General features: G+C 70.7%; 19 protein-coding genes. 9 read left to right on the top strand and 10 right to left on the bottom strand.

All coding sequences use genetic code 11. The features are described from left to right. Positions 1 to 8: 8 nt before the first annotated feature. Both BLV96_RS14930 and BLV96_RS14925 read right to left on the bottom strand, forming a co-directional pair. A complete protein-coding gene (locus tag BLV96_RS14930) occupies positions 9 to 893 on the bottom strand; it encodes an ABC transporter permease subunit (RefSeq protein ID WP_086670510.1) in 885 nt (294 codons plus the stop codon). Beyond that, positions 893 to 1906: an ABC transporter ATP-binding protein gene (locus BLV96_RS14925; RefSeq protein WP_086670508.1), complete on the bottom strand. Its 1014-nt coding sequence runs from the start codon at positions 1904 to 1906 to the stop codon at positions 893 to 895. Before BLV96_RS14925 ends, BLV96_RS14930 begins: the two co-directional genes overlap by 1 nt. Positions 1907 to 2350: 444 nt before the next feature. Here BLV96_RS14925 and BLV96_RS14920 point away from each other — a divergent pair, with 444 nt between their 5' ends. The 3 genes from BLV96_RS14920 (at position 2351) to BLV96_RS14910 (ending at position 5534) form a co-directional block, all read left to right on the top strand. Next, the gene (locus BLV96_RS14920; RefSeq protein ID WP_086670506.1) at positions 2351 to 3028 is read left to right on the top strand and encodes a response regulator transcription factor; all 678 of its coding nucleotides are present in this window, start codon (positions 2351 to 2353) and stop codon (positions 3026 to 3028) included. A 70-nt stretch (positions 3029 to 3098) separates the two neighbouring features. Further along, a complete protein-coding gene (locus BLV96_RS14915) occupies positions 3099 to 4376 on the top strand; it encodes a sensor histidine kinase (protein ID WP_167379602.1) in 1278 nt (425 codons plus the stop codon). 45 nt (positions 4377 to 4421) lie between these two features. Further along, on the top strand, positions 4422 to 5534 hold the full coding sequence (locus BLV96_RS14910) for an acyltransferase family protein (RefSeq protein WP_086670504.1): 1113 nt from the start codon (positions 4422 to 4424) through the stop codon (positions 5532 to 5534). Position 5535: 1 nt separating this feature from the next. Here the strand turns inward: BLV96_RS14910 and ald are convergent, their stop codons facing one another. Beyond that, entirely contained in the window at positions 5536 to 6651 is a 1116-nt protein-coding gene (ald, locus tag BLV96_RS14905; RefSeq protein WP_086670502.1) for an alanine dehydrogenase, read from the bottom strand. A gap of 172 nt (positions 6652 to 6823) precedes the next feature. Here ald and BLV96_RS14900 point away from each other — a divergent pair, with 172 nt between their 5' ends. Beyond that, on the top strand, positions 6824 to 7759 hold the full coding sequence (locus BLV96_RS14900; RefSeq protein WP_086670501.1) for a zinc-binding dehydrogenase: 936 nt from the start codon (positions 6824 to 6826) through the stop codon (positions 7757 to 7759). A gap of 50 nt (positions 7760 to 7809) precedes the next feature. Here the strand turns inward: BLV96_RS14900 and BLV96_RS14895 are convergent, their stop codons facing one another. Both BLV96_RS14895 and BLV96_RS14890 read right to left on the bottom strand, forming a co-directional pair. Further along, positions 7810 to 8721, bottom strand: a complete 912-nt coding sequence (locus tag BLV96_RS14895) for a zinc metalloprotease (protein ID WP_086670499.1) — start codon at positions 8719 to 8721, stop codon at positions 7810 to 7812. A 149-nt stretch (positions 8722 to 8870) separates the two neighbouring features. Beyond that, positions 8871 to 10418, bottom strand: coding sequence for a PucR family transcriptional regulator (locus BLV96_RS14890; protein ID WP_086670497.1), 1548 nt, complete (start codon positions 10416 to 10418; stop codon positions 8871 to 8873). Between the two features lie 50 nt (positions 10419 to 10468). Between BLV96_RS14890 and BLV96_RS14885 the strand changes: the two genes are divergently transcribed. Further along, on the top strand, positions 10469 to 11086 hold the full coding sequence (locus BLV96_RS14885) for a class I SAM-dependent methyltransferase (RefSeq protein WP_086670495.1): 618 nt from the start codon (positions 10469 to 10471) through the stop codon (positions 11084 to 11086). Here the strand turns inward: BLV96_RS14885 and rdmE are convergent. Further along, the gene (gene rdmE, locus BLV96_RS14880; protein ID WP_086670493.1) at positions 11083 to 12609 is read right to left on the bottom strand and encodes an aklavinone 12-hydroxylase RdmE; all 1527 of its coding nucleotides are present in this window, start codon (positions 12607 to 12609) and stop codon (positions 11083 to 11085) included. The two genes, BLV96_RS14885 and rdmE, sit on opposite strands and share 4 nt — an antisense overlap. Positions 12610 to 12771: 162 nt before the next feature. Here rdmE and BLV96_RS14875 point away from each other — a divergent pair, with 162 nt between their 5' ends. Beyond that, complete coding sequence (locus tag BLV96_RS14875; RefSeq protein ID WP_086670491.1) at positions 12772 to 14082, top strand: bifunctional o-acetylhomoserine/o-acetylserine sulfhydrylase; 1311 nt, start codon at positions 12772 to 12774, stop codon at positions 14080 to 14082. Further along, positions 14079 to 15185, top strand: a complete 1107-nt coding sequence (metX, locus tag BLV96_RS14870; RefSeq protein ID WP_086670489.1) for a homoserine O-acetyltransferase MetX — start codon at positions 14079 to 14081, stop codon at positions 15183 to 15185. The genes BLV96_RS14875 and metX overlap by 4 nt, the downstream gene beginning before the upstream one ends. Before the next feature lie 34 nt (positions 15186 to 15219). Here metX and BLV96_RS14865 read toward each other — a convergent pair whose 3' ends face one another. Both BLV96_RS14865 and BLV96_RS14860 read right to left on the bottom strand, forming a co-directional pair. Next, positions 15220 to 15438, bottom strand: coding sequence for a hypothetical protein (locus BLV96_RS14865; protein ID WP_086670488.1), 219 nt, complete (start codon positions 15436 to 15438; stop codon positions 15220 to 15222). A 13-nt stretch (positions 15439 to 15451) separates the two neighbouring features. Next, positions 15452 to 16330, bottom strand: coding sequence for an AurF N-oxygenase family protein (locus tag BLV96_RS14860; protein ID WP_244180232.1), 879 nt, complete (start codon positions 16328 to 16330; stop codon positions 15452 to 15454). Between the two features lie 69 nt (positions 16331 to 16399). On the opposite strand from BLV96_RS14860, the gene BLV96_RS14855 reads away from it, so the two are divergent. After that, the gene (locus BLV96_RS14855) at positions 16400 to 17026 is read left to right on the top strand and encodes a TetR/AcrR family transcriptional regulator (protein WP_086670484.1); all 627 of its coding nucleotides are present in this window, start codon (positions 16400 to 16402) and stop codon (positions 17024 to 17026) included. Between the two features lies 1 nt (position 17027). Here the strand turns inward: BLV96_RS14855 and BLV96_RS14850 are convergent, their stop codons facing one another. Next, positions 17028 to 17768 (bottom strand): SDR family oxidoreductase, encoded by a 741-nt coding sequence (locus tag BLV96_RS14850; protein WP_086670482.1) that lies wholly within the window; start codon positions 17766 to 17768, stop codon positions 17028 to 17030. A 74-nt stretch (positions 17769 to 17842) separates the two neighbouring features. On the opposite strand from BLV96_RS14850, the gene BLV96_RS14845 reads away from it, so the two are divergent. After that, the gene (locus BLV96_RS14845) at positions 17843 to 18400 is read left to right on the top strand and encodes a TetR/AcrR family transcriptional regulator (protein WP_086670480.1); all 558 of its coding nucleotides are present in this window, start codon (positions 17843 to 17845) and stop codon (positions 18398 to 18400) included. Here the strand turns inward: BLV96_RS14845 and BLV96_RS14840 are convergent. Further along, positions 18397 to 18897: a hypothetical protein gene (locus tag BLV96_RS14840; protein WP_086670478.1), complete on the bottom strand. Its 501-nt coding sequence runs from the start codon at positions 18895 to 18897 to the stop codon at positions 18397 to 18399. The genes BLV96_RS14845 and BLV96_RS14840 overlap by 4 nt on opposite strands. Positions 18898 to 18926: the final 29 nt, after the last annotated feature.

The following is an 18926-nucleotide window of genomic DNA, read 5'->3' as shown; positions in this document are numbered from 1 at the left end:
CGAGTGAACTACGTGATGTCGCGCTTCTGGTTGCCCGCCCAGCCCAGGCCGAAGAAGGCCATCGTCCAGGCGAAGAAGATCAACGCCGACGCCCACCACGAGAGCACGCCGGGCGCCGCGGCCGTGTACTGCAGCAGCAGCTGCGCACCCGAGTTGACGTCGTCGGGCAGGTTCAGCGAGTTGAACCCGAACGCGTCCGCCGCGATCCCGCCGACGATCCCGTTCGCGGTGCCGTTCGGCAGGATCCCGCCCAGCAGGGTCGTCTGGCCCCACAGCAGGATCACCAGCACGTTTTCGATGATCAGGAACCACACCAGGAACAGCACCACCGCCAGCGGCACGTTCCGCAGCACCGCGCCGAACCCGATGCCGAACAACGTCACCAGCACCGCGGCCAGCACCGTCCCGCCGAGCGCGGCCAGCCACTGGCCCGCCGACGGCCAGCGGCCCGAGTCGACCGACGACATCACGGCGATCGCCGAGACACCGAAGCTGACCAGCCCGTAGATGGCGCCCCACGCGACGTAGGTGAGCATCTTCGCCGTCAGCGCCGAGATCCGGTTCGGCGCGGTCAGGAACGTCGTCGTGATCGTCTTGCTGCGGTACTCGCCCGCCAGCGCGAAGATCCCGAACAGCCCGGGCACCAGCTGCGCGATGTTCACGCCGTGCGCCAGCGCGAGCAGCCCCACCGGCACGCTGCCCGGGTCCAGGCCGATCAGCCGGGTGACCTGCCGCGCGTCGCTGTCGCTGCTCAGGAAGTCCGCGAAGTCGTTGGTGATCTTGCCCCACGCGAACGTCAGCCAGAACGCCACCAGCGCCAGCGGGATCAGCAGCACCCACCACGTCTTCAGCGAGAGCGTCTTGCGGAACTCCGCCTTGATCAGGTTGCCCATCACCGCTGCGGTCCTCCCCAGTGCTGCTGCTGTTGCGGCCCGGACGGCGGGTACCCCGGCGGCGGACCCTGGTACTGCGGCTGCGGCTGCTGACCCGGCCCACCGGCGAACTGGCCCTGCGTCAGCTGGAAGAACATCCGCTCCAGATCGGCGTGGTCCTCCTGCATCCCGTAGACGGCGATCCCGGCCTTCGCGGCGAGGTCGCCGATCTGCTGGACGCTGGACCCGGCGACCGCGACCCGGCCGTCCGGTGTCGGCGAGACAGCGGTGATGCCGTTCTCCTGCAACGCTTTCACGAGCGCGCCCGGATCCGCCGGCTGCACCAGCACCCGCGACTGCTGGCTCTTGCGCAGCTGGTCCAGCGAGCCGTAGTAGCGCGTGACGCCCTGGCTGATGATGACGACCTGGTCGATCAGCTGCTCGACCTCGTTGAGCAGGTGGCTCGACACCAGCACCGTCCGGCGCTGCTCCCGCGCGTACGAGCGCAGGAAGTTCCGCAACCACAGGATGCCTTCGGGGTCCAAGCCGTTCGTCGGCTCGTCCAGCACCAGCACCTGCGGATCACCCAGCAACGCCGTCGCCAGCGCCAGCCGCTGCCGCATGCCCAGCGAGAACCCGCCCGCCTTCCGGTCCGCGGCACTCCCCAACCCGACCAGACCGAGCACCTCGTCCGCCCGCCGATCCGGCACCCCGATCGCCGCCGCGTACACCCGCAAGTGGTTGCGCGCCGTCCGGCTCGGGTGGAAACCCTCGTTCTCCAGCACCGAACCCACCACCCGCGCCGGATTCCCCAGCTGCGAGTGCGGACGACCGTTGATCGTCGCCTGCCCCGCCGTCGGCGTCACCAACCCGAGCAACATCCGCAACGTCGTCGTCTTCCCGGCACCGTTCGGACCCAGAAAACCCGTCACCGAACCCGGCTCGACCGTGAAACTGAGGTTCTGCACCGCGTTCACCGCGCCGAACTGCTTGCTCAGGTTCTGCACCACAATCCGGCCACTGCCGTCGTGCATACCGTCCCCTAACGTTCCCGCTGATGCGGCGTCATCCTGCCCTACCCGCGCGACCCGCGCGCACGGAACGCCCGAACCCACCGCGAGCGACCTTCGTCACGTTCCGCTACCACCCCGCCCCGGCATCGACGTCCTGACCTGAGGATTTCCCAGGCCGCTCAGATCAACTTGGTAAAGAATTCGTGCGACTTGCCGACCCGGTGCAGCGAAGACCGCCCGACACCTCTAAGCTAGGTATCGGCGGCCCGCTCCCAGTGACCCCCAGGCTGGTTGAGCGGGTCGCCCCTTCGTCTCTGCTTCGGGCTTCGCCCCTCGCTCGACTCATCCCGTTTCACCCGGGGGGCCGAGCCCCCCGGACCCCCCACGGTGCCTCTCTCGCGGCTTCTCGGGGTGGCCGGTGCCGGTTCGCCAGGCTGGTTGGGCTTCTTGTGGCATCTTTGCTGCGTGCGGATCTTGCTTGTTGAAGATGAACGGCGGCTTGCCGAGGCTCTGCGGGCCGGGCTCAGTGCTGAGGGCTATGCCGTTGATGTTGCCCACAACGGGCGGGATGCTCTGTGGCTTGCCCGGGAGCATCCTTACTCCGCCATCGTTCTCGACATCATGTTGCCCGGGCTCAACGGGTATCGCGTCTGCCGGCGGCTTCGGGAGCTTGGGGACTCCACCCCCATCCTCATGCTTACCGCCAAGGATGGTGAGGATGATGAGATCGAGGCTCTTGATACCGGGGCCGATGACTTCCTGCCCAAGCCCTTCTCCTATGGGGTCCTGCTTTCGCGGCTTCGCGCGCTCATTCGGCGTGGTGGGGCCACCCGGCCGGGGGTCCTCAAACTGGGTGACCTCGAACTCGACCAGGCTGCCCGGGCCTGTCGGCGCGGGGCTGCCGAGATTGCCCTCACCGGCAAGGAGTTCGCTCTTCTCGCCTACCTCATGCAACGGCCCGGGCAGGTGGTTACCAAGGCTGAGCTGCTGGACAACCTCTGGGACTTCGCCGCCTCTGCCACCGCCAACCTCGTTGAGGTCCATGTCAGTGCCTTACGGCGTAAGATCGATGTTCCGTTCGGTGTTGAGACCATTCGGACCGTTCGTGGGGCCGGTTATCACGTGGTGTCGGCGGGTGGCTGACTTCCTGCGCACCACTCGCTTTCGCGTTGCGGCTACCGCCTTCGCCGCTTCGCTCGTTGCGCTCGGCGCTGTGTCCGTCTGGTTCGTTCTCCAGGCTCAGAACCGGCTCGAGAACGCCGCCACGCAGCTCGCCGGCGCTCACGCCGACGCCATCGTCCAGCTGCTCAACACCGGTGCCCGGCCTGCCGATCTCGCGCTGCTGGTTCGCGACTCGATCTACGAGGTCCGCGGCCGCAGGGACGCGTCGGTCGTGTCGTGCCCGCTTCTGCGCGACGCGACGCTGGGCAGCTACGACACCACGGTCACTCTTCGGCCGTACGAATACGACCGGTCCGCGCCGGAATCCGTCGGCTGCGCGCCGGAACTGCGCGGCCTCGACGACGACCTCGTCCTGCACGTCGTCCACGCGAACAGCGGAGACAGCAAGTACGACATCTACGCCGGCGCCGCCATCGACACCGAGGGGCAGGCGGCGGTCGATTCCGTTCGTGCCGTGCTCACCGTGGGCGTACCTGTTGTCGCTCTGCTCATCGGTGTCATCGCCTGGCTTGCCGTCCGGCGGGCGCTGCGGCCGGTCGAAGCCATTCGTGGTGAGGTTGCCGAGATCGGCGCTCACGATCTGAGCCGGCGCGTTCCGGACCCGCGCACCGGCGATGAGATCGCGCGGCTCGCCGGGACCATGAACACCATGCTCGCGCGGCTCGACGAGGCCGTCACGCGGCAGAGCCGGTTCACCTCTGATGCTTCGCACGAACTGCGCACTCCGCTCGCTTCGCTGCGGACGCAGCTCGAAGTGCTGCTGGCTCATCCCGATCGTCTGGACTGGCGCCACGCCTGCGACAACGCGCTGCTCGATGTCACCCGGCTGCAGGACCTCGTCGCCGACCTCGTGCTGCTCGGCAAGCTCGACCACGCCGGACCCGATCGTCTCGAGCCCGTGGCACTGTCCGAAGTGGTCGAGGCGGCCGTGGCGGGGCGTGCTGTCGACGTCGACGTGCGCGGGACGCCCGTCGTGCACGGCCACCGGTCTCGGCTCGAACGGCTCGTCCGCAACCTCGTCGACAACGCTCAACGGCACGCGGTGTCGCGGGTGGCGGTCGAGGTGTCCGCTGTGGACGGCTGGGCTGTGCTCTCGGTCACCGACGACGGCCCCGGCGTCCCCGAAGCGGACCGCGAGCGCGTCTTCGACCGGTTCGTCCGCCTCGACGACGCCCGCGCCCGCGACGACGGCGGATCGGGCCTGGGCCTGGCGATCGTCGCCGACATCGCCCGAGCCCACGGCGGCACGGCCGCGGTCGAAGCCGGGAGCCGGTTCGTCGTCCGGCTGCCGGAGCTGAAGACGTCTTAAGCCGGCTTCAGGCCCGGTTCAGCGTCCGGGATCGACGCTGCGCGCATGATCATCTCCTGGCGGCCGCTCGACCACGCCGCATACCGGTCGTCGTCCTGGTTCCCCGGCCTGACCGGCCTGCGCGGGCTCGCCGCACTGGCCGTCGTGTTCTTCCACTACGGCGGCCCTATCACCGATAGAGTGCAGGGCTGGATCGCCGTCCAGCTGTTCTACGTGCTGTCGGGGTTCCTCATCACCACACTGGCGTTGCGCGAAGAGGACCGCACCGGGCGGATCTCGCTGCGCGACTTCTACGTCCGGCGCGTCTTCCGGATCATGCCGGTGTACTTCCTGCTGCTCGGCCTTACAGCGTTGGCGGTCACGCTCGCCGGGACCTACCAGAGCAGCCGGCTCGCCGACGCGATGCCGTACTACCTGACGTTCTTCAACGAGGTCGTCGACTTCAATACACCGTATCCCACATCGTGGTCACTCGGCGTGGAGGAGAAGTTCTACCTCGTCTGGCCCGCGCTGCTCGTGCTGACGTCGTTCGCGAAGTCCGGCAAGACCGCGCTGCGGGTGCTGATCGGCGCGGGTGCGATCGGTGTCGTGCTCGGTGTGCTGCCGCTGGCGCCCGCGCACCAGTGGGCGAGCCTGACCGTGCACTACGGCTCGCTGGTCGTCGGCTGCCTGCTGGCGCTGGCCCTGCACCACCCGCGCGGGTTCGCGGTGCTGCGGCCGCTGACCAGCCCGGCCGCGGCGGTGCTGGTCGCGTTGGGGTTCGTCGCCCTGCAGCTGTCGGTCAAGCCGCTCGGACAGGCGCTCGGCGGGAACTGGCAGTTCGTCGTGCCGATCTACGCGGTGGGTGCGGCGCTGCTGCTCGTCGCCGTGCTCGGACAGGGCCCGATACAGCGTTTGCTCTCGAGCCGGCCACTCGCCTTTATCGGTGATAGGTCGTATGCGCTCTACCTCGCGCAGACGGGCGCGGCGGGCGTGACCGGGCTGCTGTTCCCGACCGGTCTGGCGAAGGCCGCGGCAACGTCCGCTGTCGCGCTGCTCTTCGCGTGCGCGCTGCGCAAGTGGGTCGAGCTGCCCGCGATCGCGTTCGGACGGCGGCTGTCGGCAAAAGGGGAGCGGGCCCCTGCCGAAGAACGACAGGGGCCCGCTCGGGTGGGATAGCTCAGGCGAGCACCGTCTCCAGCGCCGTGTGGGGCAGGTCGTGGGCGACCGCGACCGGGCCGTTCGTCAGCGCGCCCGCGTGGGTGTTGAGGCCCTTCGCCAGCGCCGCGTCGGCCTGCAGCGCGGCCTTCCAGCCGTGCTCGGCGAGTTGTACGGCGTAAGGCAGCGTGACGTTGGTGAGGCCGTAGGTCGACGTCCGGGGCACCGCGCCCGGCATGTTCGCGACGCAGTAGAAGACGGACTCGTGCACGGTGTAGGTCGGGTCGTCGTGCGTGGTCGGGCGCGAGTCGGCGAAGCAGCCGCCCTGGTCGATCGCGATGTCGACGAGCACGCTGCCCGGCTTCATGCGGGCGACGAGCTCGTTCGAGACCAGCTTCGGCGCCTTCGCGCCCGGGACCAGCACCGCGCCGATGACCAGGTCGGCCTGCAGCACCGCCTCCTCGACCGACAGCCGGTTCGACGTTACCGTGCGGATGCGGCCGCCGAAGTCGTTGTCGATCTGGCGGAGGCGGTCGACGTTCGTGTCCAGGATCTCGACGCCTGAGCCGAGGCCCAGCGCGACGCGGGCGGCGTTCAGGCCGGCGACGCCGCCGCCGATCACGACGACGCGCGCCGGGTGCACGCCGGGGATGCCGCCGGGCAGGACACCGCGGCCGCCACTCGGCTTCATCAGCGAGAACGCGCCGACCTGCGGGGCCAGCCGGCCCGCGACCTCGGACATCGGGGCGAGCAGCGGGAGCGCGCCGTTCGCGGTCTGCACCGTCTCGTACGCGATCGCGGTGGTGCCGGCGGCCAGCAGCGCGTCGGTCAGCGGGCGGTCGGCGGCGATGTGCAGGTAGGTGAAGAGCACCTGGTCGGCGCGCAGCCGGGGGTACTCCTCGGCGATCGGCTCCTTGACCTTGAGGACGAGCTCGCCCTCGGCCCACGTCTCGTCGGCGGTGGCGAGGATCTTGGCGCCGGCGGCGACGTACTCCTCGTCGGTGATGGACGAACCGACGCCCGCGCCCGTCTCGACGAAGACGTCGTGCCCGCGGCCGACCAGCTCGTGCACCCCGGCCGGGGTCAGCGCGACCCGGTACTCGTGCTTCTTGATTTCACGGGGAACGGCGATACGCACGGTCGGCCTCCTGGGTCGGTCTGCGTCCGGATGCAAGGCGGTGTTGCCACTCACGGTGAACCACCCGGACGGCGGTGTCATCGTGCTGAGCGGACATTTCTTCGCCGGTTTCGTGGTGCCCGGCGGACAAGTGCGTTGACTTCGACCTCACTGGAGGTTGCAGCGTGGCCGCATGAGAGCTGTGTGGTTGCGGGAGTTCGGCGGGCCGGAGGTGCTGGTCCCGGGAGACGCGCCCGACCCGGTCGCCGGGCCCGGTCAGGTGCTGGTCGAAGTGGCGTACGCGAACACGACGTTCGTCGAGACGCAGTTCCGGGCGGGGGCGCCGGGGCCGTTCCGCGCGGAGCCGCCGCTGATCCCGGGCAACGGCGTCGGCGGCGTGATCAGCGCGATCGGTGAGGGCGTGGACCCGGGTTTGGCGGGGCAGCGGGTGGTGACGTCGACCGGCGGCTCCGGCGGGTACGCCCAGCGCGTGGCGGTGGACGCGGCGGCGGTGTTCCCGGTGCCGTCCGCGCTGGACCTCGACGCGGCGGTGGCGCTGCTCGCGGACGGCCGCACCGCGACCGGCTTGGTGCATGCCACCAGGGTGCGCCCGGGCGATCGTGTCCTGGTTGAGGCGGCGGCGGGCGGCGTCGGAGGCTTGCTGGTGCAGCTGGCTCGAGCGGCGGGCGCGCTCGTGATCGGCGCGGCGGGCGGGCCGGCGAAGGTGGCATCGGTGCTCGGCGCCGATTCGGTGGTCGACTACCTGGCGCCGGACTGGGCTTCGCGTGTCGGCGAAGTGGACGTCGTGTTCGACGGCGTGGGCGGGTCGATCGGCGCGACGGCGTTCGGGCTGCTGCGGCCCGGCGGCCGGATGGCGATCTACGGCCTGGCAGGCGGTTCGTGGACGGAAGTGTCCGAAGTGGACGCCGAGGCGCGGGGAGTCGCGCTGGTGCGGTCGATCGGGAGCCCGGCGGACATGCGGGGGCTCACGGAGTCGGCGTTGGCGGAGGCGGCGGCGGGGCGGTTGGTCCCGGTGATCGGCCAGCGGTTCCCGTTGGAGAAGGCGGCGGACGCCCACGCGGCGATCGAATCCCGCGCCACGGTGGGCAAGACGTTGCTGGTGGCCTGAACGCGGTGAAGGGCACCTCTGACGACGAGGGTGCCCTTCACCGGACGACGTCAGGCGCGGTAGGCCGACCAAGAGCTGTTCATCCGGGTGGCCTGGCCCGCGGTGAACTCGTACATGCAGGAGTCGTAGCTGTAGTCCATGAAGTTGTGCACCGGGTCGTTGCCCGCCGCCGAGCAGGTGTTCTTGCTCGCCGGGCAGCCCGATGTCGCCGTTGCCTCCGCCGGGGTGTCCGACACGTAGTCGCCCGAACCCGAACAGCCGCCCTGGAACGTGTGGTACAGACCCATCCAGTGGCCGACCTCGTGCGTTGCCGTGTCGCCCTCGTTGTAGTTCGTCGCCGAGCGGCCCGGGAGGGACTCGTCGAGGATCACGACGCCGTCGAGCTTCGGGGACGACGTGTAGTTCCACGGGAACGTCGCCCAGCCGAGGAGGTCGTCGCCGAGGTTGGCGGTGTAGATGTTCAGCGCGTTCTTGCCGCCCTTGCGCAGCGCGTTCTTCATGTTGCGCTCGGCCGACGTGCCGTCGGTGATTCCGTTGTACCAGGTGGAGTTGTTCGTGTAGTCCGTGCTGACCAGCGAGAAGCTGAAGCCGCTGGAGGCGTACGCGCTGTTGAGCACCGAAATCTGCTTGGTGATCGTCGACGCCGGCAGGTTGCCCGTCGAGCCGCTCGTGATCACGTGGAAGTACACCGGGATCGAGACGGCGGCGGCCGCGAGCGCCGTCCGCTTGCCCGCCAGTTTGCTCTGCATGTCCGCCTCGACGCGGGCCGCTTCGGCCGGGGACAGGCTGTCGGCGTGACCGTCCTTGCTGCGGTCGGCCGAGTGGGTCGGGGTGAAGCAGTCGCCCGACGGCGCCGCGACGGCACTGCCGGTCGTGGTGCCCGGGACGACCAGGGCGACCAGGGAGAGCGCGGACACCGCGCCCAGCTTGACGGCCCTGCGGAACCGCTCCGAACTGCTCATGGAGACTCCTCTGCGACGACCCGGCTACCCCGGGTGCTGCGAAGAAGGTGCGTCAGGCGATCACCGGAATCCACCACCTTTCGGCTGGAAAAGACAATCGGAACGTTCGGCGCGATCCATGCGGAGTAGTGCATACGACGCCGAACGGCCTAACTCCAGCGCAATGCCACCAGCTGGGTGATCAGGGCCAGCCGGACGTCCGGGTCGTCGAGGTCCATCGGGACGAGTTCGAGGAGCTTGCGCATCCGGTACCGCAGCGTGTTCGGGTGGATCCGCAGTTCCCGCGCCGCCGCGCGTGGGTCGCCCGGGTGACGCAGCCACTCGTACAGTGTCTCGACGTAGCCGGCCTTGCCGGTCTCGTCGTGCGCGCGCAACGCGCTCAGCGGGCCGAGTTCCGCGACCTTCGCCCCGGCCGCCGCCGTCGCGCCGCGGTGCAGCGTCAACGCCGTCCAGGCTTCGTCGAACGTGATCACGCGCTCGCCGAGCAGTTCCGCGCGCAGCAGGCCGAGCGCTTCGTCGGCCTGCAGGCGCGACGCGGACAGGTCGCCGATTTCGCCGGGCGCGCCTGCCGCGGCTCGGGGGGCACCGCCGCGCCGCGACGACGCCGTCGTCAACGCCTCGCGCAGCTCCGCCCAGCCGCCGGGCCCCGGCCGGTCGGGGACCACGGCGTAGAGCAGGCCGCCCAGCTCGGTCGCCACCGGGCGGTGGCCGATGCCCTGGGAAATCCGTTCGAGCAGGGCGAGCCGCAGGCCCTCGGCGTCGCGCCCGTCGCCGCCGGTGACCTCGATGACGACCACGCGGTGCGGCTCGTCGGACAGGTCCAGCTCGGCCATCGCCTTGCGCGGGTTCGCCCGGCCTTCGAGCACCCCGCGCAGCAGCTCGGCCGACGCGCGGCGCTGCGCGTCCGTGTGCGCGCGGCGGCGCAGCAAGTGCAGCGCGACGACCGGGGCGGCGTCGGCGAAGGCGGCCGCGCGCTCGTCGGACACCGGGCCGGCGACCACCGCCCACATCGAGCCGAGCAGTTCGCCGCCCATCCGGATCGGCACGATCAGGCGCGGCAGCGTCCCGTCGCGCTGGGCGGGGACGAAGATCGTCTGCCGGCCGCGGGACAGCTCGCGGAACACGCCACGCGAGCGGAACCGCGCGAGGACGTCGTCGGGAATGCGGCGGCCCATGATCGTCGCGACGCGCGCGGGGTCGGTCAAGTCCTGGCGCGCGGAGTAGGCGAGCACGCGGGAGTTGGTGTCCTCGATGGTCACCGGGGCGTCCACAACGGACGCGACGGCGTCGGCCAGCCGGAACAGGTCGCCGGAGCCGGGATCGAGGTCCTCGGATTCGTCGGCGAGCGCGTCGAGGACGGTCCGCAGCAGCCACACCAGCTGCGCCCACGACGTCGCGGCGTGCACCTGGACCAGCGCGATCCCGCTGGCCTTCGCGGCGCGTTTGACGGCCGGTTTCGCGGCGAGCGGCGGCTTAAGCAGCACGGCCGCGGCGCCCTGCTCGGCGCTCTGCTTCACCAGCTGGGCGGCGTCTTCGGGCCCGGTGGTCGCGACGCCGAGCACGAGGTCACCGGCGGCCACGGCCCCGCCGGGCTCGGCGATCACGACGTCGGCGACGGCAGGGGAGTCGTCGGGCACCTGGAGCGCGTGGAGCAGCGTCGGCCCCACCCGGTCGACCACGCTGCGCACCGAGACCACGGGATCATTCTGGCCGAGAAATGACCGGACGGCTCGGTAGGGTCGAAACGGTGAGCGACGCGCGGAAGATCGTCGAGTCCGGGTACGACGGCTCGGCGGAGCGGTACCTCGAATGGAGTGCCCGGATCGCCGACGATCCCCGGTTGCGCTTCCTGAGTGAGCTGACTGACCGGCTCGACGACGGCTCCGACGTCCTCGACCTCGGCTGCGGCGCGGGCGTTCCGTGCACGAAGCTGCTCGCCGAGCGGCACGACGTCCTCGGCGTCGACCTGTCCGCGGCGCAGCTCGACCTCGCGCGGCGGAACGTCCCGGACGCGCGGTTCGAGAAGGCGGACATGGCCGCGGTGTCCTTTCCGGACGGCGGCTTCGACGCGGTCACGGCGTTCTACTCGGTGCTGCACGTTCCGCGCGAGGAGCAAGGGGCGCTCTTCACGCGGATCGCGCGCTGGCTGCGGCCCGGCGGTTGGTTCCTGGCGGCACTGGGGTGCAGCGAAATGAACGGCGTCGAGGACGACTGGCTCGGCACACCCATGTTCTTCAGCAGCCACTCGACAGCGGAGAACCGGCGGCTCCTCGAAGCCGCCGGTTTCACGCTGGTCGTCGACGAGCCCGTGACGATGCACGAGCCGGATCCGGCCACCTTCCACTGGGTGCTGGGCCGGCGCTAACGCGACAGCACCGCGTCCAGCACCCGACGCAGCTCGCCCGCCGGGTCGTTGACCGGCTCCTTCGCCCGCCACGCGACGACGCCGTCGGGACGCACCAGCGAAGCGCCGCCCCGCGAGAGGCCGTACCGCGAGGCGAACAGCTCGTCCTTGACGACGTGGCAGTCGATCCCGGCTTCGGTCGCGGCCGAGGTCCAGCCGTCGTCCGTGCCGAGCAGCACCCACGACTGCCCGAGCAAGTCCACAGTGGACGCCAGTCCGGGCGCCCGGAAGCCGGGCCGTCCGGTCGGCGCGTTGATGTCCTCGACGCGCGATCCGTCGTCCGGCTCCTCGGTCAGCACCGCCGTCGAGCGGTAGCGGAACCCGAGGATGGCGTTCAGCATGTCCTCCGGCTCGCCGATCCCCGAGACGTCGAGGCCGGGGTGCATGCGCTGCTTCATGTTGTGCAGCGACGTGTCGATGATCATCCGCGCGATCGGCTTCCGCTCGGCTTCGTAGGTGTCGAGCAGGGCCGGACCCGCTTCGCCGCGCAGCACCGCGGCGAGCTTCCACGCGATGTCCGCGCCGTCGCCGACCGCCGTGTTGCCGCCCTGGCCGCCGGTCGGCGGCGTCACTTTCGCCGCGTCACCGACCAGGAACACGCGCCCGGCGCGGAACCGGTCGGCCAGCCGCGCGGCGATCTCCCACGAGCCGGTCCAGACGATCTCCGGCTCCAGCTGCGGCAGGTCGGTCGCCGCGCGGATCATCGAGACCAGCCGGTCGTGCGTGAAGTCCGCCGGGCTCTCGCCCTTCTCGGGGAAGTAGTCCGGCGCGAAGACGTACCGGTCCGGGAGGTCGGTGTTGACCAGCCCGGCGGTGAAATCGCCGTGCTGCAGGTAGAAGAGGTCCGTCACGCCGGCCTGGACGCGGTCGCCGAGGTCGGCGTCGAACACGACGCCGAGGCAGTGGCTCAGCGCATCCAGTCCGGTGGTCCCGATGCCGAGGCGGGCCCGGATGCCGCTGCGGCCGCCGTCGGCAGCGACGACGTAGTCCGCGTGGACCACTGTCTCCTCGCCGGAGTCGCGGTGGCGCAAGGTCGCGGTGACACCGTCATCGTCCTGGACCAGGTCGGTGAGCTCGGTGCGGAACCGCACCCGCGCGCCGGCCTTCTCCGCGTGCGCCAGCAGGATCGGCTCGACGACGTCCTGCCCGGCCATGCCGGCCGGCATCGTCGTCGACGTCGAGACGTCGAACTCGCTGCCGTCGTTCATGAGCCGGTGCAGGACGCGCCCGGCGAGGCTGGTCGCGACGGTGATCCGCAGCCCCTGCGACGCCCGCGGGCTCACTTCCAGCACCTCGCGGTCGATTCCTGCCCAGTGGAACAGCTCCATCGTGCGCCAGTTCTGCCCGGCGGCCCGCGAGTGGACCGACGTTCCGGCGTGCCGCTCGACGGTCAGCACATCCACTCCTTCCCGCGCCAAGAACAGCGACGCCGACAATCCGCCCAGCCCGGCCCCCACGACCAGCACCTGTACCCGCTCCGCCATGACTTCCTCCCTGCTCATAAATCTCCCTGTGTGAATATCTTAGACACAAAGAGATTCGACTCGCAAGAAAACCTGGCTCCCAGGACGTGGGAACGGTTGGGTACTCCGTTCGGCCGAAGTAGCTTCGAACCACCAGACCCCTTGAGCCGCAAGGAGAAACCGATGAGCGCGGACGACACCTCGGCGTGGTCCTTCGAGACCAGGCAGATCCACGCGGGCGCCGCGCCGGATCCGGCCACGGGCGCGCGGGCGACGCCGATCTACCAGACGACGTCGTACGTCTTCCGCGACAGCCAGCACGGCGCTGACCTGTTCAGCCTCGCCGAGCCCGGCAACATCTACACGCGGATCATGAACCCGACGCAGGACGTGCTGGAGCAGCGCGTCGCATCCCTCGAAGGCGGGGTCGCGGCGCTGGCGTTCGCGTCCGGCTCGGCGGCGACCACCGCGGCGATCCTGAACCTCGCGGGTGCGGGTGACCACTTCGTCTCGAGCCAGTCGCTCTACGGCGGCACCTACAACCTCTTCCACTACACGCTGCCGAAGCTCGGCATCGCGGTCACGTTCATCGACGACCAGGACGACCTCGAGCAGTGGCGCGCCGCGGTCCGGCCGAACACGAAGTTCTTCTTCGCCGAGACGCTCGCCAACCCGGGCAGCAACGTCCTCGACATCCGCGGTGTCGCCGACGTCGCGCACGAGGCCGGCGTCCCGCTGCTGGTCGACAACACCATCCCGACGCCTTACCTTGTAAGGCCGATCGAGCACGGCGCCGACGTCGTCGTCCACTCGGCCACCAAGTACCTCGGCGGCCACGGCACGACGATCGCCGGCGTGCTGGTCGACGGCGGCACGTTCGACTTCGGCAAGGACCCGGCGAAGTTCCCGGGCTTCACCGAGCCGGACCCGAGCTACCACGGCCTGAAGTACTGGGAGGCGCTCGGTCCGGGCGCGTACGCGGCGAAGGCGCGCGTGCAGCTGCTGCGCGACACCGGCGCGGCGATCGCCCCGCTCAACAGCTTCCTCATCCTGCAGGGCATCGAGACGCTGTCCCTGCGCATCGAGCGGCACGTGCAGAACGCGCAGGCGCTCGCGGAGTGGCTCGAGCAGCGCGACGAGGTCGATACGGTGTATTACGCGGGACTGCCGTCCAGCCCGTACTACGAAGCGGGGCAGAAGTACCTGCCGCGCGGCGCGGGCGCGGTCCTGTCGTTCGAGCTGCGCGGCGGCGTCGAGGCCGGACGCAAGTTCGTCGACGGCACCGAGCTGCACAGCCAGCTGGTGAACCTCGGCGACGTCCGCAGCCTGATCGTGCACCCGGCGTCGACCACGCACAGCCAGCTCGCGCCGCAGGAGCAGCTCGCCAGCGGCGTCACGCCGGGCCTGGTCCGGATCGCCGTCGGGCTGGAGGGGATCGAGGACCTCAAGGCCGACCTGGAGGCCGGATTCCGGGCGGCCAAGGCGGAACTGTGACCGTTACCGGTGCCTGGCGGGTCGGGGACCCGCCGGGCCGCCGGCAGTTCGTCACCCGCCCCGGCGCGTTCGCGCTGGAGGCCGGTGGCGTGCTGCCTGAGTTAACGATCGCTTACGAGACGTGGGGGACGCTCGACTCCGACGCGTCGAACGCGGTGCTCGTCGAACACGCGCTGACCGGCGACAGCCACGCGGCCGGACCGCGCGTGCCGGGGCACCCCAGCGCGGGCTGGTGGGACGGGCTGATCGGGCCCGGGAAAGCCCTGGACACCGGCGAGTTCTTCGTCGTGGTCCCGAACGTGCTCGGCGGGTGCCAGGGCTCGACCGGACCGTCGTCGGACCTGGACGGCAAGCCGTGGGGCAGCCGGTTCCCGGTCGTGACGGTCCGGGACCAGGTGGCGTCGGAAGCCCTTTTGGCGGACGCGCTGGGCATCGACCGCTGGGCGGCCGTCGTCGGCGGGTCGATGGGCGGGATGCGTGCGCTGGAGTGGGCGGTGACGCTGCCCGAGCGCGTGGCGTCGGTGCTGGTCCTGGCGTCGACGGCGCGGGCGTCGGCCGAGCAGATCGCGTGGGCGGCCCCGCAGCTGCACGCGATCCGGTCGGACCCGCACTTCCACGGCGGCGACTACTACTCGGCGCCGGCGGGCCCGCACGCCGGGCTCGGCATCGCGCGGCGGATCGCGCACGTCACCTACCGCAGCGAGCCGGAGCTGGCCCAGCGGTTCGGCCGGGCGTACCAGGGTGACGAGGACCCGTTGCGGGGCGGCCGGTTCGCCGTCGAGTCCTATTTGGACCACCACGCGGACAAGCTGGCCGGGCGGTTCGACGCGAACAGCTACCTGGTGCTGACGGAGTCGATGAACACCCACGACGTCGGCCGCGACCGCGGCGGCGTGGCGGCGGCGCTGGGAAGGGTGACCGCTCGATCGGTGATCGGGGGCGTGGACAGCGACCGGCTCTACCCGCTGTACCAGTCCGCGGAGATCGCCGCGGGCATCCCCGGCGCGCCGGAGCCGTCGGTGGTGTCGTCGCCGTACGGCCACGACTCGTTCCTCATCGAGACCGGCCAGATCGCGGCGCTGGTGAAGGCATTGCTGGGTTGAGGTCCGGGCGCGCACGCGGCTGGGTCGCTCGGGGTCAGCGGCCGGCGACGCGTTCTCCCAGGCGTACCAAACGGTTGGCGACCCGCCGCGACGCGCCCGCCGCGTAATCGCCGAGACGTTCGGCCGCGCGGTCGGACAGCTTCGCCACCCGCCAGGCGACATCGTCCGCGCGGTCGCCCGCTTCGTCGCCGGCCGTGGTGATCCGGTCGGCGAGCCGTCCCGTGCCCGCGGCGAGCAGATCCTTGAGCGCCATGGCTTCCCCTCCGCTAGAGCATTCCGGCGCGGCGCCACAGCGCCGCGCTCGGGCCGCCGATCAGGTCGTTCTCCCGCAGGAACCGCACGAGCTTCCGGGCCCCGAAGGCCAGGGTCTCCCGCCGGTGCGGGCTGGTCCGCGCGGCGGCCACCGCCACCCCCGGGTCGATCCCCGCGCGCAGGTACTGCCGCGGCCGGGAAAGCAGGCGGGACATCAGCAACGCGCCGACCGCGACGACCACCCGCGCGAACTCCTTGCGCCACCACGGGGCCCGGGCCAGCGAGCGGACCAGGTCGTCGCGCGCGTACCGGACGTGCCGCGCCTCTTCGGTGACGTGGATGCGCATCACCGCGCGGACCACCGGCTGCACGGACTCGTCGTCGAGGTGTTCGCGCTGCAGCGCGTCGAAGATCTCCTCGCCGATCAGCGTCGCCACCCACATCGCCGGGCCGTGCAGGATCACCGGCAGCGCCTGCGCGGACAACTGCAGCCACCGGTTGTTGCGGTACGGCCGGCCGCCGACGCGCTCGATCAGCGTCGCGAACATCGTGGAGTGCCGGCACTCGTCGGCGACCTCGGTCAGCGCGTAGTGCACGTGCCGGGTCGTCGGGTCCTGGCGGTAGGACGCGCGCAGCAGCATCTGCATGAGGATCAGCTCGAACCAGATCCCTACGCTGACGGTGTTCACCAGCTCCTGGCGCGACAGCTCGATCCGCTGCGCGCGGCTCAGCGTGTCCCACACCGGCGTGCCGTACAGGGAAACGAGCTTTTCGGGGATGAAGAACTGGTCGTCGTTCAGCGGGGCGGCCCAGTGGACGTCGACATCGGGGTCGTAGGAGAGCCGGGCGCTCGAGCGGAGCAGCCGTTCGGCGGTGGCTTCGCGATCACCCATCCGTGCCTCCCTGTGTCGTTTAACACTAGAACGCATGAAACAATCTCCGTCAAGATGTAAAGTCAGCTCATGCGCGATCTCCTGAAGCAGGCACTCGAGGCCGAACTGCCCGGCGACGAGACCGCGGAACGGATCATGGGCGCGGCGCTCACCCAGGCGGAGGACTTCGGGCTGCGCCGGTTCACCGTGGACGACGTCGCGCGCCGCGTCGGCCTCTCGCGGGTGACGATCTATCGCTACTTCCCGAAGAAGGACCAGCTGCTCGGCGCGCTGATCCAGCGGGAGATGAAGCGGTTCCTGACGAAGGTCGACGCCGTCGTCGAGGCGCAGGCGACCCCGGAGGAGAAGCTCATCGAGGGGTTGAGCTTCTCCCTCGGGTACCTGCGGGGGCACCGGCTGCTCAACCGCCTGCTGCGCACCGAGCCGGAGCTGATCCTCCCGCACCTGACCGTCCAGGCGGGCGGTCTGTTCGCCGCGGCCCGGGCGCGGATCGCGGCGCACTTCCACGCGGAGATCGCCGCGGGCCGGCTCAGCCTGCCCGCCGCGGACGTCGACGGCATGGCCGAGCTGCTGATCCGGATCGTCGTGTCCCTGGTGCTGACCCAGGAGACGGTCCTGCCGGTGGACGACGACGCCCAGCGCCGGCGGCTGGCCGAGCTGTACCTGGCGCCGATCGTCCGCTCGCTGCGTCCCTGACTCAGCCCTGCCGGGTGGGCCGGATGGTGAGGTCGCCGATCTCGACGTCGTCGGGCTGCTCGATCGCGAACGCGATCGCCCGCGCGACGGCCTCGGGGCTGATGCCGAGAGCTGCCATCGCCTGCTGGGCCTGCTCGCGCTGCGCGGGGTCCTCGACGTGGTCGACCAGTTCGGTGCGCACGTACCCCGGCGAGATCGACGTCGTGCGCAGGACGCCGTCGGTGGACTCCTGGCGCAAGGCCTCCAGCAGCGTCCGGACGGCGTTCTTGGTCCCCGCGTAGACGGCTTGCGTCGGGACGATCTTCAGCCCCGACGTCGAAACGGTCGTGACGAAGTGGCCGCGGCCCTGCATACGGAACACCGGGAGCGCGGCGGCGATGCCGTGCAGGACACCGCGGAGGTTGACGTCGATCATCGCGTCCCACGCGTCGACGTCGAGGTCGGCGACGGGCGAGATCCGCGCGACGCCGGCGTTGGCCACCAGGACGTCGAGACGTCCGAAGCGGTCGACGGCAAGCGTCACGAGCCGGTCGAGGTCGGCGCGCCGGGTGACGTCGACGTCCAGTACTTCCGCGCGGCCGCCGTCGTCGCGGATCTTCCGCGCGAGCGCTTCCAGCCGGTCGGTTCGCCGCGCGCCGAGCACCACCGCCGCGCCGCGGGACGCCAGCTCGACGGCGGTGACCTCGCCGATTCCGCTGCTCGCGCCGGTGATGGCGACGACCTTGTCGAGTCCGTTCGTCATGGGTCCTCCGTTAAGCTGACAACTGTCCGGTTAAGCCTACCGGACACTTGTCCACTTAAGCGAGGAGAGTTGCTGTGGCCGGTCGTGAGCGCCGTTCGGACGCCGTCGCCAACCGCGACCGGATCGTCGAGGCCGCGCGGGCGGAACTGAGCGAGTCCAACGGCGCGCCCGGCGACCTGAAGCTGCACCGGGTCGCCAAGACCGCGGGCGTCGGGCAGGGCACGCTCTACCGGCACTTCCCGACGCGCGAGCACCTGCTGGCGGAGGTGTACCGGGCCGAGCTGACCCAGCTCGTCGAGACCGTGGCGCCCCTGCTGGCCGAACACTCCCCGCTGGACGCGCTGGCCCGCTGGCTGGAGCGGCTGGTCGAGTACGCGCGCGTCAAACGCGGTGTCATGGCGGCGATCGAGGTGCCGGCGTGGCAGGACCTCTACTCCGGCCAGCACCACCGGCTCGACGAAGCGCTCGAAACGCTGCTGGACCGGGGCAAGACCGCCGGGGAGATCCGCGCCGGGGTCGACGCGGCCGACGTCATCCTGCTCCTCGGCGCGCTTTCGCGGATCCCGGAAGCCGAGTGGGACGACCGGGCGCCGCGGATCGTGGCGGTGATCGTCGACGGCCTCCGGGCCTAGTCGGAAACCGCTTCGGAGATCCAGGGGGCCACCGGCAGGTCGCGGTCGAGGCATTCGACCGACAGCCGGATCGTCCAGCGCAAGGCCTGCAGCACCAGGCTGTCCACCTCGTCGGGCGCCGCGTTGGCGAGCGCGATCTCGACCTGCTCCTGCGCGGCCTCGGTGTTGCCGTGGACCTCCGCCAGCAACGTCCGGACCGCGGTCCGCACCGGCGGGTCGGCCTGGTCGATCGAGACCTCTTCGCCGTCCTCGTCGAAGACCTGGACCTTCACCGGGGCGCTGCCGCCGTCGCCGAGGGTGGAGACCATCGCGCTGCACTCGCCGAACAGCAGCAGCATCAACGCTTTCGTCTCGTCCGCGCGGGCCTGCGGTTCGACGGCCGTCGGCGCGACCTCGACGAGGGCTTCGGCGTCGTCTCCGAGGCTCAACGCCGTCAGCGCGCGCTGAGCCTTCTCGACGAGCTCCTGCTCGTTCCAGTCCGCATCCACGTGCCCCATCAAACACCAGCGACGGCGGTCGTGGGGAT

Origin of the sequence: Amycolatopsis pretoriensis (genome assembly GCF_900107925.1) — a bacterium.
GTDB lineage: Bacteria > Actinomycetota > Actinomycetes > Mycobacteriales > Pseudonocardiaceae > Amycolatopsis > Amycolatopsis pretoriensis.
This window is presented reverse-complemented; position numbering and strand designations above follow the sequence as displayed.

What these genes read in the sequence shown, in the direction of transcription:
- BLV96_RS14930 (WP_086670510.1), bottom strand. Translation starts at nt 893, where the DNA reads ATGGGCAACCTGATCAAGGCGGAGTTCCGCAAGACGCTCTCGCTGAAG.
- BLV96_RS14925 (WP_086670508.1), bottom strand. Translation starts at nt 1,906, where the DNA reads ATGCACGACGGCAGTGGCCGGATTGTGGTGCAGAACCTGAGCAAGCAG.
- BLV96_RS14910 (WP_086670504.1), top strand. Translation starts at nt 4,422, where the DNA reads ATGATCATCTCCTGGCGGCCGCTCGACCACGCCGCATACCGGTCGTCG.
- BLV96_RS14900 (WP_086670501.1), top strand. Translation starts at nt 6,824, where the DNA reads ATGAGAGCTGTGTGGTTGCGGGAGTTCGGCGGGCCGGAGGTGCTGGTC.
- BLV96_RS14895 (WP_086670499.1), bottom strand. Translation starts at nt 8,721, where the DNA reads ATGAGCAGTTCGGAGCGGTTCCGCAGGGCCGTCAAGCTGGGCGCGGTG.
- rdmE (WP_086670493.1), bottom strand. Translation starts at nt 12,609, where the DNA reads ATGGCGGAGCGGGTACAGGTGCTGGTCGTGGGGGCCGGGCTGGGCGGA.
- BLV96_RS14875 (WP_086670491.1), top strand. Translation starts at nt 12,772, where the DNA reads ATGAGCGCGGACGACACCTCGGCGTGGTCCTTCGAGACCAGGCAGATC.
- BLV96_RS14865 (WP_086670488.1), bottom strand. Translation starts at nt 15,438, where the DNA reads ATGGCGCTCAAGGATCTGCTCGCCGCGGGCACGGGACGGCTCGCCGAC.
- BLV96_RS14860 (WP_244180232.1), bottom strand. Translation starts at nt 16,330, where the DNA reads ATGGGTGATCGCGAAGCCACCGCCGAACGGCTGCTCCGCTCGAGCGCC.
- BLV96_RS14855 (WP_086670484.1), top strand. Translation starts at nt 16,400, where the DNA reads ATGCGCGATCTCCTGAAGCAGGCACTCGAGGCCGAACTGCCCGGCGAC.
- BLV96_RS14850 (WP_086670482.1), bottom strand. Translation starts at nt 17,768, where the DNA reads ATGACGAACGGACTCGACAAGGTCGTCGCCATCACCGGCGCGAGCAGC.
- BLV96_RS14840 (WP_086670478.1), bottom strand. Translation starts at nt 18,897, where the DNA reads ATGGGGCACGTGGATGCGGACTGGAACGAGCAGGAGCTCGTCGAGAAG.